Source organism: Teichococcus aestuarii (assembly GCF_042651065.1).
Classification (GTDB): domain Bacteria; phylum Pseudomonadota; class Alphaproteobacteria; order Acetobacterales; family Acetobacteraceae; genus Pseudoroseomonas; species Pseudoroseomonas aestuarii.
In genome coordinates this window covers 1-13,770 of record NZ_JBHSCH010000094.1, presented here as the reverse complement: position 1 = coordinate 13,770, position 13,770 = coordinate 1, and the positions used below count along the sequence as shown (strand labels likewise).

At 72.8% G+C, this 13,770-nt stretch carries 12 protein-coding genes; 6 read left to right on the top strand and 6 right to left on the bottom strand.

Translation table 11 applies throughout. From position 1 onward, the window contains the following. On the bottom strand, positions 1-4,372 hold a 4,372-nt coding region (locus ACFOY6_RS22350), incomplete at its 3' end, for an NAD-glutamate dehydrogenase (RefSeq protein ID WP_379652280.1). A gap of 173 nt (positions 4,373-4,545) precedes the next feature. On the opposite strand from ACFOY6_RS22350, the gene ACFOY6_RS22345 reads away from it, so the two are divergent. From ACFOY6_RS22345 to ACFOY6_RS22335, 3 genes are all read left to right on the top strand, one after another. After that, entirely contained in the window at positions 4,546-5,772 is a 1,227-nt protein-coding gene (locus ACFOY6_RS22345; RefSeq protein WP_379652279.1) for a cupin domain-containing protein, read from the top strand. Beyond that, entirely contained in the window at positions 5,769-6,215 is a 447-nt protein-coding gene (locus tag ACFOY6_RS22340; protein ID WP_379652278.1) for an OmpA family protein, read from the top strand. The genes ACFOY6_RS22345 and ACFOY6_RS22340 overlap by 4 nt, the downstream gene beginning before the upstream one ends. Before the next feature lie 67 nt (positions 6,216-6,282). Further along, a complete protein-coding gene (locus ACFOY6_RS22335) occupies positions 6,283-7,173 on the top strand; it encodes a PPK2 family polyphosphate kinase (RefSeq protein ID WP_379652277.1) in 891 nt (296 codons plus the stop codon). A 90-nt stretch (positions 7,174-7,263) separates the two neighbouring features. On the opposite strand, the gene ACFOY6_RS22330 is transcribed toward ACFOY6_RS22335, so the two are convergent. The 4 genes from ACFOY6_RS22330 to serA all read right to left on the bottom strand — a co-directional run bounded on the left by ACFOY6_RS22330 (position 7,264) and on the right by serA (position 10,372). After that, positions 7,264-7,536 (bottom strand): CsbD family protein, encoded by a 273-nt coding sequence (locus ACFOY6_RS22330; protein ID WP_109517888.1) that lies wholly within the window; start codon positions 7,534-7,536, stop codon positions 7,264-7,266. 30 nt (positions 7,537-7,566) lie between these two features. Next, on the bottom strand, positions 7,567-8,508 hold the full coding sequence (locus tag ACFOY6_RS22325) for a hypothetical protein (protein ID WP_245906474.1): 942 nt from the start codon (positions 8,506-8,508) through the stop codon (positions 7,567-7,569). A 178-nt stretch (positions 8,509-8,686) separates the two neighbouring features. After that, positions 8,687-8,869: a CsbD family protein gene (locus ACFOY6_RS22320; protein WP_379631324.1), complete on the bottom strand. Its 183-nt coding sequence runs from the start codon at positions 8,867-8,869 to the stop codon at positions 8,687-8,689. A gap of 255 nt (positions 8,870-9,124) precedes the next feature. Continuing rightward, positions 9,125-10,372, bottom strand: a complete 1,248-nt coding sequence (serA, locus tag ACFOY6_RS22315; protein WP_379652276.1) for a phosphoglycerate dehydrogenase — start codon at positions 10,370-10,372, stop codon at positions 9,125-9,127. 267 nt (positions 10,373-10,639) lie between these two features. On the opposite strand from serA, the gene ACFOY6_RS22310 reads away from it, so the two are divergent. Beyond that, positions 10,640-10,969, top strand: coding sequence for a hypothetical protein (locus ACFOY6_RS22310; protein ID WP_245906472.1), 330 nt, complete (start codon positions 10,640-10,642; stop codon positions 10,967-10,969). A 53-nt stretch (positions 10,970-11,022) separates the two neighbouring features. Here the strand turns inward: ACFOY6_RS22310 and ACFOY6_RS22305 are convergent, their stop codons facing one another. Continuing rightward, positions 11,023-11,259 carry a DUF1127 domain-containing protein gene (locus tag ACFOY6_RS22305; protein WP_379652275.1) on the bottom strand — a complete coding sequence of 79 codons (237 nt, stop codon included), beginning with the start codon at positions 11,257-11,259 and terminating at the stop codon, positions 11,023-11,025. 116 nt (positions 11,260-11,375) lie between these two features. On the opposite strand from ACFOY6_RS22305, the gene ACFOY6_RS22300 reads away from it, so the two are divergent. Together ACFOY6_RS22300 and ACFOY6_RS22295 are read left to right on the top strand one after the other, a co-directional pair. Further along, the gene (locus tag ACFOY6_RS22300) at positions 11,376-12,263 is read left to right on the top strand and encodes a LysR substrate-binding domain-containing protein (RefSeq protein WP_109517884.1); all 888 of its coding nucleotides are present in this window, start codon (positions 11,376-11,378) and stop codon (positions 12,261-12,263) included. Between the two features lie 169 nt (positions 12,264-12,432). Continuing rightward, positions 12,433-13,425, top strand: coding sequence for a tripartite tricarboxylate transporter substrate-binding protein (locus ACFOY6_RS22295; RefSeq protein ID WP_181378194.1), 993 nt, complete (start codon positions 12,433-12,435; stop codon positions 13,423-13,425). The last annotated feature ends 345 nt before the right edge of the window (positions 13,426-13,770 follow it).

Sequence of the window (13,770 nt, the reverse complement as noted above, 5' to 3'; positions counted from 1 at the left end):
CGGTGAGCGCGGCGGCGACGAGGCGCGCCCTGTAGCCGGGCAGCCCCGCCTCGGCCAGCGCGCCGGGCGGGTCCTGCGCCGCCTCGGCGGCCACCAGCGCGCCGATGCCGGGGCTGAGCTTCGACAGGGCTTCCTCCAGCGGCAGCGCCGTCTCCGGCATGGAGAGCAGCTCCCGCGCCGTGGCGGCCAGCAACTGGCGCAGCGCCAGCATCGCCGCGTGGCGCGCCTCGGCCGGGGCGGCGGCGGTGTCGGCCGCGTCCATGGCACCGGCCAGGCCCAGCAGGCGGTCGGCCAGGATGGTGGCGCGGGCGGCGGCGGCGGGCTCGCTGCCGGCGGCCAGCCGCGCCAGCCCGGCCGGGCCGAGCCGGTTGGCCACCTCATTGGCCAGGATGGTGGCCAGCAGCTCCCGCCGCAGCCGGTGCCGGGCGATGTAGGGGGCGTAGTCCCGCTGCAGCGCCGTGGGGAAGTAGCCCTCCAGCAGCGGCGCCAGCGCCGGGTCGTCCGGCAGGCCGCTGTGCTCGATCGCCTCGGCCAGCCACAGCTTGGCGAAGGGCAGCAGGGCGGAAAGCTCCGGCCGGGTCAGCGGCACCTGGGCGGCGATGCGGTCGGCCATGCCGGCGGCATCAGGCAGCCCGGCCACGGCACGGTCGAGCAGGCCGGTGGCCTCCAGCCGCGCCATCAGCGCTGCATGGGCGGGCAGCGCCTCCGCCCCCGCCTCGGCCTCCAGCGAGACGGCCAGCGATTGCTGCGCGTTGTCGCGCAGCACGAGCGCGGCCACCTCGTCGGTCATGGCGCGCAGCAGCGCGTCGCGCTGGCGCTCGGTCAGCGCGCCGCTGGCCCGGGCGTCGGCCAGCAGGATCTTGATGTTCACCTCGTGGTCGGAGGTGGAGACGCCGGCGGAGTTGTCCAGCGCGTCGGTGTTCATCCGTACGCCCTGGCCATCGGCGCCGAGCCGCGCCGCCTCGATGCGGCCCGCCTGCGTCACGCCGAGATTGGCGCCCTCGCCGATGATGCGCGCGCCCACCTCGCGCCCGTCGATGCGGATGGCGTCGTTGGCGCGGTCCCCCGCCTCGGCCTGGCTCTCGGTGGAGGCTTTGATGTAGGTGCCGATGCCGCCGAAGTAGAGCAGATCCACCTTCGCCCGCAGGATGGCCTTCATCACCGTCGCCGGGTCCGGCTTCTCCGCCTCGATGCCGAGCAGGGCGCGGGCCTGCTCCGAGAGCGGGATGAAGCGGGCATTGCGCGGATAGACGCCGCCGCCCTCGCTCACCAGCCGCACGTCGTAATCGGCCCAGGAGGAGCGGGGCAGGGCGAAGAGCCGCGCGCGCTCCTCATAGGCGCGCGCCGCGTCGGGCTCGGGGTCGATGAAGATGTGGCGGTGGTCGAAGGCCGCCAGCAGCCGGGTCTGGCGCGAGACCAGCAGCCCGTTGCCGAACACGTCGCCCGACATGTCGCCGACGCCCACCATGCTGAAGGGCTCGCGCTGGATGTCCCGGCCCAGCTCGGCGAAGTGGCGGGCGATCATCACCCAGGCGCCCTTGGCGGTGATGCCCATCGCCTTGTGGTCGTAGCCCTGGCTGCCGCCGGAGGCGAAGGCGTCGTCCAGCCAGAAGCCGTATTCCTGCGCCAGGCCGTTGGCGATATCGCTGAAGGTGGCCGTGCCCTTGTCGGCGGCGGCGACGATGTAGGGGTCGTCCCCGTCGCGGCGGACGACATCGGCCGGCGGCACCACCGTCTCGCCCTGGAGGTTGTCGGTGATGTCCAGCATGCCGCGGATCAGCGTGCGGTAGGCGGCGATGCCGGTGGCCATGAAGGCCTCGCGGTCCGCGGCCGGGGGCACATGGCCCTTCAGCACGAAGCCGCCCTTGGCGCCGGTCGGCACGATGACGACGTTCTTCAGCCGCTGCGCCTTCATCAGCCCGAGGATCTCGGTGCGGAAATCCTCGCGCCGGTCGCTCCAGCGGATGCCGCCGCGCGCAACCGGGCCGGCGCGCAGGTGGCAGCCCTCCATGTGCGCGGCATGGACGAAGATCTCGCGCCAGGGGCGGGGCAGCGGCATGTCGCCCGCCCGCGCGCTGTCGATCTTGAGCGAGAGGTAGGGCTTGCGCTGGAAGTAGTTGGTGCGCAGCACGGCATCCAGCGCGGTGCGCAGGCGGGCGAGGATGCGGTCCGTGTCCGGATCCTCCATGCCTTCCATCAGCGCCGCCCACTCGGCTTCCAGGGCGCGCCCGGCGGCCTCGCCGGTGGCGGCGCGGGCGGGGTCGAAGCGGGCGTTGAACAGGTCCACCAGCAGCCGCGCGGCGCGTGGCTCGGCGGCCAGCGCCGTCTCCACCGACCCTTGGGCGAAGGCGAAGCCCACCTGCTTCAGCCAGCGGAAAAGGGCGCGCAGCAGCCAGGCCTCGCGCCAGGCGAGGCCGGCCCGCGCCACCAGCCGGTTGAAGCCGTCCACCTCCACCCGGCCGGACTGGAGCGCCTCCAGCGCCTCCAGCAGGGCGGGGAAGCGCGCCTCCTCCAGGTCGGTGCCGGCCTCCAGGGTGAAGACGTGCAGCACCGCCCGCAGCGCCCCGTTGTCCCGCAGGTGGAAGGGCTGCTCCTCGATGGCGCGCAGGTCGAGGCTCTCGAACAGCGGCAGCGCATCGGCCAGCGGCAGCGGGCCGCCGGGGTGGATCAGCCGCAGCGTCAGCGCGCGCGGCCCGGCGCCGGGCAGGCGCTCGATGCGCGCGGCCGGGGGGCCGGCGGCCAGCGCCGCCTCGGCCTCGATCAGGTCGGCCACCGCCGTGGTGGCGGAGACGGTCTCAGCATAGGAATCGGGGAAGGCGTCGGCCCAGCGGGAGAGCGCCTCGGCGGCGCGCGCCTCGCCCAGCTCGGCGGTCAGCGCCTCGCCCAGCCGGTCGGTGAAGGAGCGGGCGGCCTGGGCGACCGCCGCCTCCAGCGCCGCATCCTCGACGCTGGAGACGTGCCCCGGCACGGTGCCGACGATGTAGTGCACCCGCGCCAGCGGCGTGTCGCCCAGCGCGATGTGGAAGGCGGAGAGGCGGCCGCCGAAGGCGCGCGCCAGCATGGCGCCCACCTTCTCGCGCAGCCGCGTGTCGAAGGTGTCGCGCGGCAGCCAGGCGATGGCGGAGACGAAGCGCTCGAACGGGTCGCGCCGCAGATAGAGGGCGGGGCGGGGGCGGATGAACAGGTCGAGCGCCCGCCGCGCCCCCTCCAGGATGGAGTCCTCGTCGGCCTGGAACAGCTCGTCGCGCGGCCAGGTGTCGAGGATGTTGCGCAGCGCGCGGCCGTCATGGCTCTCCGGGTTGACGCCGGCGCGGTCCAGGATGCGCTCCACCTTGGCCGAGAGCCAGGGGATGCTGCGCGGGTTGCGGTTGTAGGCGGAGGCGGCGAACAGGCCGAGGAACAGCCGCACGCCGACCACCGCGCCATCGGCGCCGAACACCCGCGTCGCCACCACGTCGGCGTGCTGCGGGCGGTGGACGCGGGCGCGCATGTTGGCCTTGGCGATGGCCAGCGGCGCGCCGTCGCGCAGCGAGGCGCGCACCGCGGCGGGAATGGCGCCGAGGTCGCGCAGCGCGTCGAACACCGGCAGGCCCTCGTCGCGCAGCAGGCCGAGATGGTCCTCGGCGCTGTCGCCCGCCCCCGCCGCGCCGAAGCGGATCAGCCGGTGGCCGAGGAAGACGAAATTGTCCTCCGCCATCCAGCGCAGGAAGGCCTGGCCGGCGGCGGCCTCGGCCGAATCCTCGCGGGCGATCTCGGCCTCGGCCGCGCGCAGGCGCTGCAGCACGGCGGGGAAGTCGGCCACGGCGAGGCGCGTCTCGGTGAGCGCCCGGCGCAGCGCCGCCTCGGTGGTCTCCCAGCCCTCGTCCGGCGCCTCGCCACCGCCGCCGAGCAGCCGCGCCGTGGCGGGGGCGATTTCGACATGCATCATGCTCTCGGCCGCGCCGCCCTCGGCGAAGCCTTCCAGCCTGCCGGCGGCGTCGCGCGCCACGCGCAGCACCGGGTGCAGCAGCCGGCGCGGGGTGCGGCCGGAGAGGGCCAGGGCCGCCAGCACGCTGTCCACCAGGAAGGGCATGTCCTCGGTGACGATCTCGGCCACCGCCACGGCGCCGCGGCCGGGGCCAGGGGGCAGCAGCCGCACCTTGGCCGTGCCCGGCTTCCGCTCGGCGGCGAAGGCGTAGAGGCTGGCGGTGGCGGCGGCGATGCGCTCCGGCGGCTCGGCCGCCAGCTCGGCGGTGGGCAGCGCCTCGGCCAGGCGGTGCAGCAGCGCCGCGGCGGCCGGCGGCAGGGCGGGCGCCTGCTGCCGCAGGGCCTCCTCCGCGGCGCGCAACAACTCCGCGCGGGCGCCGCTCTCGCGGCTCTGGCCATCCGGCATGCTGGGCTCCTTTTGAGTCGGATGCTTCAGAGGATCGGCCAGGGTCAGGCCCGGTTCAAGCCACCCGGTGCCGCAATGCGATGCAATTTGCATAAATTTTCGGCGGAGGTTGCGCGCGGCGATTGAACTCTCCCCCGTGACCGCCGGGCCGCTCCAGGGCTATCGTGGCGGCCATGATCCGCACGCTCGCCGACCTCCTCGCCCCCGTCACGCCGGAGCAGTTCTTCGCGGAGTATTACGACAAGCAGCCGCTGCACGTGCAGGGCGGCGCCGCGAAGTTCGCCCCCGTGCTCTCCTGGCGCCAGATCAACCGGCTGCTCGACCAGACGCATATCTGGTCCAGCCAGTCGCTGAAGCTGGTGATGGACGGAACCCCGGTGCCGCCGGAGCAGTACTGCACCCGCGCCACCAGCCGCGACAACGCCGCCGTGCAGCAGCCCAACGCGGCGCTGGTGCAGCAATGGGTGAAGCGCGGCGCCTCGCTGGTGATGAACGACGCCGACAGCCTGACCCCCGGCCTCACCGCCGTCTCCGAGGCGCTGGAAGGCGCCGGGCTCGGCAAGGCGCAGGCGAACGTCTACATCTCCTGGCAGAGCCACAAGGCCTTCCCCGCGCATTTCGACACGCATGACGTCTGGGCCGTGCAGGTGGAGGGCGAGAAGACCTGGAACATCTGGGAGGGCCGCGCCGAGTGGCCGATCCCGCACCCGGTGTTCCGCAGCCTGGGCCAGGCGCATCACGAGCAGGCCAAGGGCCGGCTGCGCGGGCAGGTGACGCTGAAGACCGGCGACCTGCTCTACCTGCCGCGCGGCTGGTACCACGACGCCCTGGCCGAGGCCCCCGCCTCGGTGCATGTGGCCTACGGGGTGCACGCGCCGCTCGGGATGGACCTGATGAACATCCTGGTGGAGCGCGTGCTCTACGAGACGCCTTTCCGCCAGCCCCTGCCGCGCCAGGATGGAACCGCTGCCGCGCGCTTCGCGTTGACCAGCCGTGCGGCGCAGCTCGGGCAGCGCCTCTCGGAGCTGACGCGGGATCCCAAGGTGATGGAAGTGCTGACGAAATTCGTGGCCGACTACCGCTATGCCCGCGGCGGCAACGACCTGCTGGCGGCGCGCGGCATCGCCGCCCCCGCCGCCCCGGAGGCGGCGGGCGGCAGGGAGGGCGCGGCCTTCCGCGTGGTCGCCCCCGGCGCCAAGGCGGTGCGGCGCGGCACGGAATGGGTGCTCAAGACCCCCAATGGCGCGCTGCCCCTGGCGCAGCCCGAGGCCGAGGCCGCCAACTGGCTGCTCGCCCGCCCCGACGGCACCGAGGCCGAGCTGCGCGGCGCCCACCCCGCCGTGGATGCCGCCGCGCTGCTGCGGCGCCTGGCCGAGGCCGGGCTGCTGGCGCCGACATGACCCTGCTCCTGCCCGCCGCCCTGGTGGCCCTGGCGCTCGCGCCCCTGCTGGCGGGCTCCGCCCTGGCGCAGCCCCGCGCCGCCTTCAACTGCGTCGGCGCCGAGAAGCTGGAGGACGACGTCTTCGAGGTGCCCTTCACCGCGCGCAGCGCCCGCCCGCCGGAGGCGGCGCGCACCCCCGTGGCCGCCGCCGCCGCCCTGGCCAAGGCGGCGCCGGAGCGCAACATCTGCGTGCTGGGCCATGCCATCCGCGAGGGCGGCCAGGCCACCAGCACCCAGCTCGCCGCCCGCCGGGCGCGGGAGGTGGCGGAGATGCTCTCGGTCGGCCACGGCGTCGAGCGGGACCGCATCCGCGCCGAGGCGCGCAACCCCGGCTTCAGCCAGCGCACCGCCAACCGCGAGGCGCGCAGCGTGACCATCGTGGTGCTGCCCGCCCGGCCCTGAGGCTTTCCCCCAGACCCGCCTCCCCAGACCCCCCGCCAGACCCGCCGCCATCCAGGAGAACGATGCCATGCCCCGCGAGATCGCCCGTGCCCAGGCGGCGGCGTGCCGTGTGGAGATGGGGAAGGGCTTCCGCCTGGCCGATTTCTCCACCCGCGGCGCGGTGGAGGACCTGCCGCGCGAGGCCGCCGAGAGGCTGCTGCGCGAGGGCACCAAGCGCCTCGCCGAGCTGCAGGACCGGCTGGCGGCGCAGGACCGGCACGCGCTGTTCGTCATCTTCCAGGCGATGGACGCGGCGGGGAAGGACGGCGCCATCAAGCACGTCTTCTCCGGCGTGAACCCGCAGGGCTGCACGGTGCACTCCTTCAAGGCGCCGGGGCCGGAGGAGCTGTCGCAGGATTTCCTGCGCCGCCACGTGGCGCGGCTGCCGGCGCGGGGGCAGATCGGCATCCACAACCGCTCCTGGTACGAGGAGGTGCTGATCGCCCGCGTCCATCCCGCGGTGCTGGCCCGGCAGGGCCTGCCCGAGGAGGTGGTGACGCCGCGCATCTGGGATGAGCGGCTGGAGGACATCGCCGCCTTCGAGCGCTACCTGGCCCGCCAGGGCGTCGTCGTGCTGAAGTTCTTCCTGCATCTCAGCCGGGAGGAGCAGCGCGAGCGCTTCCTCTCGCGCATCGACCGGCCGGAGAAGAACTGGAAGCTGGATGCGAGCGACGTCGCCGAGCGGCGGCACTGGGATGCCTACCAGCAGGCCTACGAGGCCGCCATCCGCGCCACAGCCGCGCCGCACGCCCCCTGGTACGTGGTGCCGGCCGACCGGAAGTGGCTGACCCGCCTGCTGGTGGTGGAGGCCGTGGTGGAGGCGCTGGAGGCGATCGACCCGCACTATCCCCGGCTCGACGCTGAGGGGCTGGCCCGCCTGCACGCCGCCCGCACCGCGCTGCGGAACGAGGCGGACTGAAAAAAAAGCGGGCGTCGCCAGAGGCGCGCCCGCAAACCGGCAAAGGAAGGAAGGCGCGGGGAATGGCTTCCCCGCGCCTTCCAGGCGGCTTCAGCGGCGCGCCGTCATCAGCCCCAGCACGAAGCCGATGGCGCCGGCCACCAGCAGCGCCGTCACCGGCTGCTGCTCCACCTGACGCACCACGCGCTCGCCGGCATGCTGGGCGTAGTCGCGGGCCTCGCCATAGACCTCCTGCACGCGGCCGGCGGCCTGGCGGCTCATGCCCTCGGCCTGGTGGCCCTCATCGCCGGTCAGGTTGCCGAAGCCTTCCTGCGCCTTGCCGGCCAGGTTCTGGGCGCTGCCCTCAAGGCGATCGGTGTTCATCGTGCTTGTTCTCCTTCTCAGGGGGTCGGTTCAGCGAAAGGAAGCCGCGCGGGCCACCACGGCGCGGGTGCCGGCGCGGGCACCCAGCAGCGAGACAATGGCACCCAGCAGAAGCGCGGCGAAGGCCCAGTACGCCGCGGTGGCAGCCGCGGTGGCGGCGGTGTCGGCGGCCTGGCGGGCCTGCTCCTCGGTGCGCTGCAGGGCCTGCTGCGCTTCCTGCTCGGTCTGCTGGATGCGCGTGCGGGCCTCGTCCTGGCTGATGCCGGCCTCGGCGGCCACCAGGGCGGCCAGGCGATCCTGCTCGGGCTGCGCGAGCTGGCCGTCGGTGACGCGGCGGCCCACCAGGCGGCCGATCTCGGCCTTGCGCTGGTCGCTGTTCATCGCGGCAGGGTCGGCATTGCTGGCGGTGAGGGCGTTCTGCGCGCGCTCGATCGCCGACTGCGTGACGGACTGGATGGTGCCGGTATCCGTGCGGTCGGCGGCCTCGTTGCCCACCATGGCGGTGACGTTGCCGGCACCCTGCGCCAGGCCGCCCAGCATGCTGGAGAGGCCGGTGGTGGCGGTGCTCACCGCGCCGCTGACGACGCTGCCCAGCAGGAAGGCGGAGACCAGCGTGCTGGTGGCCCACATGGCCAGGCCGTGCAGGCTGCCATCGGTGCCGTCGGCCGTGCCGGAAAGCCGCGCGGCCGCGTAGGCGCCGAGCCCCAGGCCGATCAGGTGCGAGACCAGCAGCCAGATGCCGCCGCCGATGCCGAGCGTCGAGGCGTCCGGCGTCGCGCGTTCCGCCGCGTCGACGAGATTGGCGCCGATGGCGGCGCCGAGGATGTTCAGCATGGCGCCCACTGCCAGCGCGATCACCGCGCCAGCCAGCACGGCACCCCAGGAGATGCGGGTGGGCAGACGCGGCGAGCCCTGCACGGCCGCGGTCGCATCAGGGCCGGCATAGGCGCCGGCAGCGGTTCTGGTATTCATGATCGTGGGTGTCCATGGCCGGTGCCGCCCCGCCATCACGCCGGCCGCCGGCCCTCAGGGCTCCAGCGGGATCCGGCGCAGACGGAAACCGGATGCCGCGGCCTGCAGCGTCCGGTCAGCCTGTTGTTCGCAGCCTGTCGCGGGCCCCTCGTCGGGAGCGGCCCGCCACAAGCGGGCCTTACGAGCGGAAGGTGTCCCGCACGGCGTCCTTGGCGTTGCCGACGGCGCCCTGCGCCTTGCCCTCGGTCTTGTCGGCCTTGCCCTCGGCCTGGGTCGAGTGGTCGCCAGTGACCTTGCCGACAGCTTCCTTCACGGCGCCCTTGGCCTGCTTGGCGGCGCCTTCGATGCGGTTCTTGTCCATGGCTTTCCTGCCTTTCTTCTCTTCGGAAGGGCCAGATGGCGCTTCCGGCCGTGTGTGTGACGGCTCACGGGAAGAACGGCCCAGCCCAGCATTGGGTTGCGTGGGGCTGCCGCAGGCCGGAGCGGGGCAGCAATGCGGAGAGCGGGGCAGGCCCGGCGGCAGGCAGCCGGGAAAGAAGGAAACAGGCGAAGAAAAGGGTGAGCGGAGGCGGGCGCCAGGGATGAAGGGGGAGGGGGCGGGCCCCTCCCGCCCGCTTCAGCTCCGCTCGTAGAGCAGGCGGGCGCGCAGCGTGCCGGGGATCTGCCGCAGCGCGGCCAGCACGCCCTCAGGGTCGGCCACCTGGTCGGCGTCCACCACCACGTAGCCGATCTCGGGGTCGGTCTGCAGGTACTGGGCGCTGATGTTCAGGCTGAAGCGGCTGAACACCTCGTTCAGCGCCGCCAGCATGCCGGGCACATTGCGGTGCACATGCATGTAGCGGGTGCCGCTCGGGCGGGCGGGCAGCGTCACCTCGGGGAAGTTCACCGCGCCGAGCGTCGCGCCCGAGTCGGAGTAGTCGGACAGCTTGCGCGCCGTCTCCTCGCCGATGCGCTCCTGCGCCTCCTCCGTGCTGCCACCGATATGCGGGGTGAGGATGACGTTCGGCAGGCCCTGGAGCGGCGAGACGAAGCGCTCGCCATTGCGCTTCGGCTCCTCGGGGAAGACGTCGGCGGCGGCGCCGAGCAGGTGGCCCTCGCGCAGCGCCACGGCCACGGCGTCGAGATCCACCACGCGGCCGCGGGCGTTGTTGATGAGGATGGCGCCCGGCCGCATCGCCGCCAGCTCCGCCGCGCCGATCAGCCCGGTGGTCTCCGCGGTCTCGGGCACGTGCAGGCTGACCACGTCGGCGGCGGCCAGCAGGTCGCGCAGGCTGGCGGCGGCCACCGCGTTGCCGTGGCCCAGCTTCGGGACGGTGTCGTAGTAGATGACGCGCATGCCGAAGGCCTCGGCCAGCACCGAGAGCTGGCTGCCGATGTTGCCGTAGCCGACGATGCCGAGCGTCTTGCCGCGCACCTCGCGCGAATGGGTGGCGGACTTGTCCCAGCCGCCGTCATGCGCCGAGCGGGAGCGGTCCGGGATGCGGCGCAGCAGCATGACGATCTCGCCCATCACCAGCTCGGCCACCGAGCGGGTGTTGCTGAAGGGCGCGTTGAACACCGGGATGCCGAGGCGCTTGGCGGTGGCCAGGTCCACCTGGTTGGTGCCGATGCAGAAGCATCCCACCGCGATCAGCCGGTCCGCCGCCTCCAGCACCTCGGCGGTGAGCTGGGTGCGGGAGCGGATGCCCAGCAGGTGCACCCCCTGCAGCGCCGCCTTCAGCGCCTCCCCCTCCAGCGCCTTCGACTCGCGCTGGATGTTGGTGTAGCCGGCGGCCCCGAGCAGCGCGATAGCGCTGTCCGCCACGCCTTCCAGCAGCAGGATGCGGATTCGGTCCTTGGGGAGGGAGATGCGTTGGTTCGGCATGGCAGGCTCAATGCCTGCGCGGCTTCCGTTCGTGAAGTGCGAAACCGGCAGGCGTGTCACGCGTTCCGCACGAGGCCGCTGCCTGCGAAGTCGGCACACGCTGCCGCGAGCCTGGGCATGGCCGCGCCCCATGCATGGCCCCATGCGGCGAGCGAGGGGCAAAGCCTTTGTTTTTTCTTGCCCCGGAAGGCCGCCAGGACCATCTCCGCGGGCTCATGCCTCGCCCTTTCCAGAAGAAGCGGGGACTAGCATCCGGAGATTCCCACCATGGCTGTTGAGACGATGGAAATGCCGCTGGCCGTGCGCCGCCGCGCCACGATGGACGCGCTGGCGGAGCTGGCCGAGGGCGGCCTGGCCGAGCGCATGCGGCTGGACGCCGCCGCGCGCGTGCTGCGCACCGCCCGCCGCGCCGTGGACATGACCGGCCGGGTGATGGCGCTGCCGCCCGTCATGCAGGGCTGGGACCCTGCCGCCACCACCGCGCGCGAGCATGTCGAGACGCTGACGCCGCGCCAGATCGACGCGCTGCTGGCTGAGGGATCGCGCTGGGCGGCCGCCCTGCTGCGCGCCGAGCCGGAGCTGCGCCGCGCCGCCTGAGGCGGGGAAGGGCGGGGGCGCCGTTCCCCGGGTCCTCTCCCGCCGTGCCGCCTTCAGCCCCGGTGCGGACCGATGTCCCAGGGGGCGCGCTGCGCCTCGTGCCGGGCCTGGCCGGGAGTCAGGCCGATGTCGCGCAGCATGCGCGGCTCCATCCCCGCCAGATCCTGCCGGGTGCGGATGACGCGCAGGATCAGGCGCAGCGCCTCCAGCCAGCCGCGCGGATGCGTGGCGCGCGGCGCGGAACGCAGGACCGGGGAAGAATGGAAGCCGGAGCCGAGCTGGGCGGACATGGTTCGGGGCCTTTCATGCACCGAGAGGTTCATCACCCCGGCACGATGCATGCGCATCCGTAATAAGGAAAACGAATTGTTTTGACGCAAGGCATCAGCGGCGCTGATATGGCACCATGCTTGCCCTGCCGCCCGGACTGGACCCCGACCTGCTCCGCTCCTTCGTGCTGATCGCCGAGGGGGACAGCGTCACCCGCGCCGCCCAGCGCGTCGGGCGGACGCAATCGGCGGTCTCGATGCAGATGCGCCGCCTGGAGGAGATGCTGGGCCAGCCCCTGCTGGTGCGCGGCCCGCGCGGCTTCTCGCTGACGCCGCACGGCGCCTGGCTTCTGGAGCGCGCGCGCCCCTGGCTGACCATGCATGACGAGATGCTGGCCAATTTCCGCGCCACCGACATCGCCGGCGCGGTGCGGCTGGGCACCCCGGACGATTATGTGCTGCTCTGGCTGCCGGACATCCTGGCCCGATTCGCGGAAAGCCACCCGGCGGCCGAGCTGGAGGTGATCTGCGCCCCCTCCACGGAATTGCTGGAGCGGATGGATCGGGGCGAGCTGGACCTCACCCTCTATTCGGCCGGCAATGAGCGCGGCCAGGCCGGGGTGCCGCTGTGGCGCGGGCCGCTGCACTGGGTGGGCTCGGCCGCCCATGCGGTGCACCGGCAGACGCCGCTGCGGCTCTCGCTGGCCCCGCCCTCCTGCGTCTGGCGCCGGGCGGCCACGGCGGCGCTGGACGCGGCCGGGCTGCCCTGGCGCGTCACCTATCTCTCCAGCGCGCAGATGGGCACGCATGCGGTGGTGCTGGCAGGGCTCGCCATCACGGTGGGGCTGGCCGGGCCGCTGCCGCCCGGCCTGCGCGTGCTGGGCCCGGAGGAGGGATTGCCGCCGCTGCCCGAGTTCGAGATCGCCCTGGCCCAGCGTTCCGAGAGCCCCGGCACCCGGGCGCTGGCCCGGCACATCATCGACAGCTTCAGGCACGAACCCGGGGGGCTACCAAACCATGCTTGATGGAACGGCCCGCGGAATGCTCTCATCCCCGTAAGGAAGGAAGGGGAAGGCCGCCGCCGCCCAGGGACCGCGATGTTCCGGATGCGGAGGCCCGCCCCTTTCGCGGCCTTGCCTTCACCGCCCCCGGGAGAGTGGGCGGGGAGGCCATGCGGAGAGAGGACGTTCAACAATGCTGATTCAACGCCGTGGCCTGATGGTGGCCGCGACGGCCGGTGGCTTGGCCGCCGGAGGGCTGGCCAGCCCCACCGTGTCGCGCGCCCAGACATCCTGGCCCGACCGGCCGATCCGGCTGATCGTGCCCTGGCCGCCGGGTGGCAGCACCGACACGGTGGGCCGCATCTTCCAGCCGAAGCTGCAGGAGATCCTGGGCAAGCCGGTGGTGATCGAGAACCGCGGCGGCGCCTCGGGGGCGATCGGCGCGGGCGAGGCGGCGCGGGCCGAGCCGGACGGCTACACCTGGGTGCTGGTGTACGACACCCAGGCCACCAATGAGAGCGTGATGCGCCTCCCCTTCAAGACGATGGAGGCCTTCACCCCGGTCAGCCTGGTGGGCACCGGGCCGCTGGCGCTGGTGGCGCACCAGACTACCCCCTACCGCAGCTACAAGGACATCGTGGAGGCGGCCAAGAAGGCGCCCGAGACGCTGAACTTCGCCACCAGCGGCGTCGGCGGCCTGGCCCATGTGGCGACGACCCTGCTGCAGCAGCAGGGCGGCTACAAGCTGGTGCATGTGCCCTATCGCGGCGGTGGCCCCGCCACGCAGGACGCGGTGGCGGGCCATGTGCCGCTGTTCATGTCGAATGTCGTGGTGATCAAGCAGCATATCCGCGCCGGGACGCTGCGGCCGGTGGGCGTGACCACCCGGGGCGAGAGCCGCCACGTGGAAGGGGTGAAGAGCTTCGCCCAACAGGGGGCGGGGGATTTCGAGGCGCCGACCTGGTGGGCGCTGCTCGGCCGTGCCGGCACGCCGCAGCCCATCGTGGACAAGATGTACGACGCGCTGGCGAAGGCCCTGGCCGACCCGGTGGTCCGCCAGAAGATCGAGGAGCAGGGCGCGGATGTTACGGCCAGCACGCCGGATGCCTGCGCCCGTTTCCTTCAGAGCGAGATCGCCAAGTGGGGCAAGGTGATCCGCGACAACAACATCCAGGCGGACAGCTGAGCCTGTACCCGCCCCGCCGGCCGGCGGGGCGGGTTCTTCATGCCGGATGCGGAAAAGTGAAAAAGGGGTTTGACGACCCCCGCAGGCCCCCTTATAAGCCCGACCACGCCGCCGGTTGGCGCTGCTGAACGGCGAACGGAAGACGATTGGCTAAAGGTTGCGGTTGACAGAAGGCTCCAAGCCTTCTATATCGTTCCCCATACACCAAATCGGTGGACGTTGCGGGGTTCCTTCGGGATCTCGGCGATAGTTGATTGAAAATTGCATCGGGTTTTCTGGAAGTATTAAGAAGCTTGGTTTGGTTTGACCTTTTTGGGTTGGGCTGAGTGGGTTTCATGCTTTTGG

Excerpts from the sequence above, each read along its gene's own strand:
- ACFOY6_RS22310 (WP_245906472.1), top strand. The coding sequence starts at position 10,640 with ATGGCTGTTGAGACGATGGAAATGCCGCTGGCCGTGCGCCGCCGCGCC.
- ACFOY6_RS22295 (WP_181378194.1), top strand. The coding sequence starts at position 12,433 with ATGCTGATTCAACGCCGTGGCCTGATGGTGGCCGCGACGGCCGGTGGC.
- ACFOY6_RS22325 (WP_245906474.1), bottom strand. The coding sequence starts at position 8,508 with ATGAATACCAGAACCGCTGCCGGCGCCTATGCCGGCCCTGATGCGACC.
- ACFOY6_RS22320 (WP_379631324.1), bottom strand. The coding sequence starts at position 8,869 with ATGGACAAGAACCGCATCGAAGGCGCCGCCAAGCAGGCCAAGGGCGCC.
- ACFOY6_RS22340 (WP_379652278.1), top strand. The coding sequence starts at position 5,769 with ATGACCCTGCTCCTGCCCGCCGCCCTGGTGGCCCTGGCGCTCGCGCCC.
- ACFOY6_RS22335 (WP_379652277.1), top strand. The coding sequence starts at position 6,283 with ATGCCCCGCGAGATCGCCCGTGCCCAGGCGGCGGCGTGCCGTGTGGAG.
- ACFOY6_RS22305 (WP_379652275.1), bottom strand. The coding sequence starts at position 11,259 with ATGTCCGCCCAGCTCGGCTCCGGCTTCCATTCTTCCCCGGTCCTGCGT.
- ACFOY6_RS22345 (WP_379652279.1), top strand. The coding sequence starts at position 4,546 with ATGATCCGCACGCTCGCCGACCTCCTCGCCCCCGTCACGCCGGAGCAG.
- ACFOY6_RS22330 (WP_109517888.1), bottom strand. The coding sequence starts at position 7,536 with ATGAACACCGATCGCCTTGAGGGCAGCGCCCAGAACCTGGCCGGCAAG.
- serA (WP_379652276.1), bottom strand. The coding sequence starts at position 10,372 with ATGCCGAACCAACGCATCTCCCTCCCCAAGGACCGAATCCGCATCCTG.
- ACFOY6_RS22300 (WP_109517884.1), top strand. The coding sequence starts at position 11,376 with ATGCTTGCCCTGCCGCCCGGACTGGACCCCGACCTGCTCCGCTCCTTC.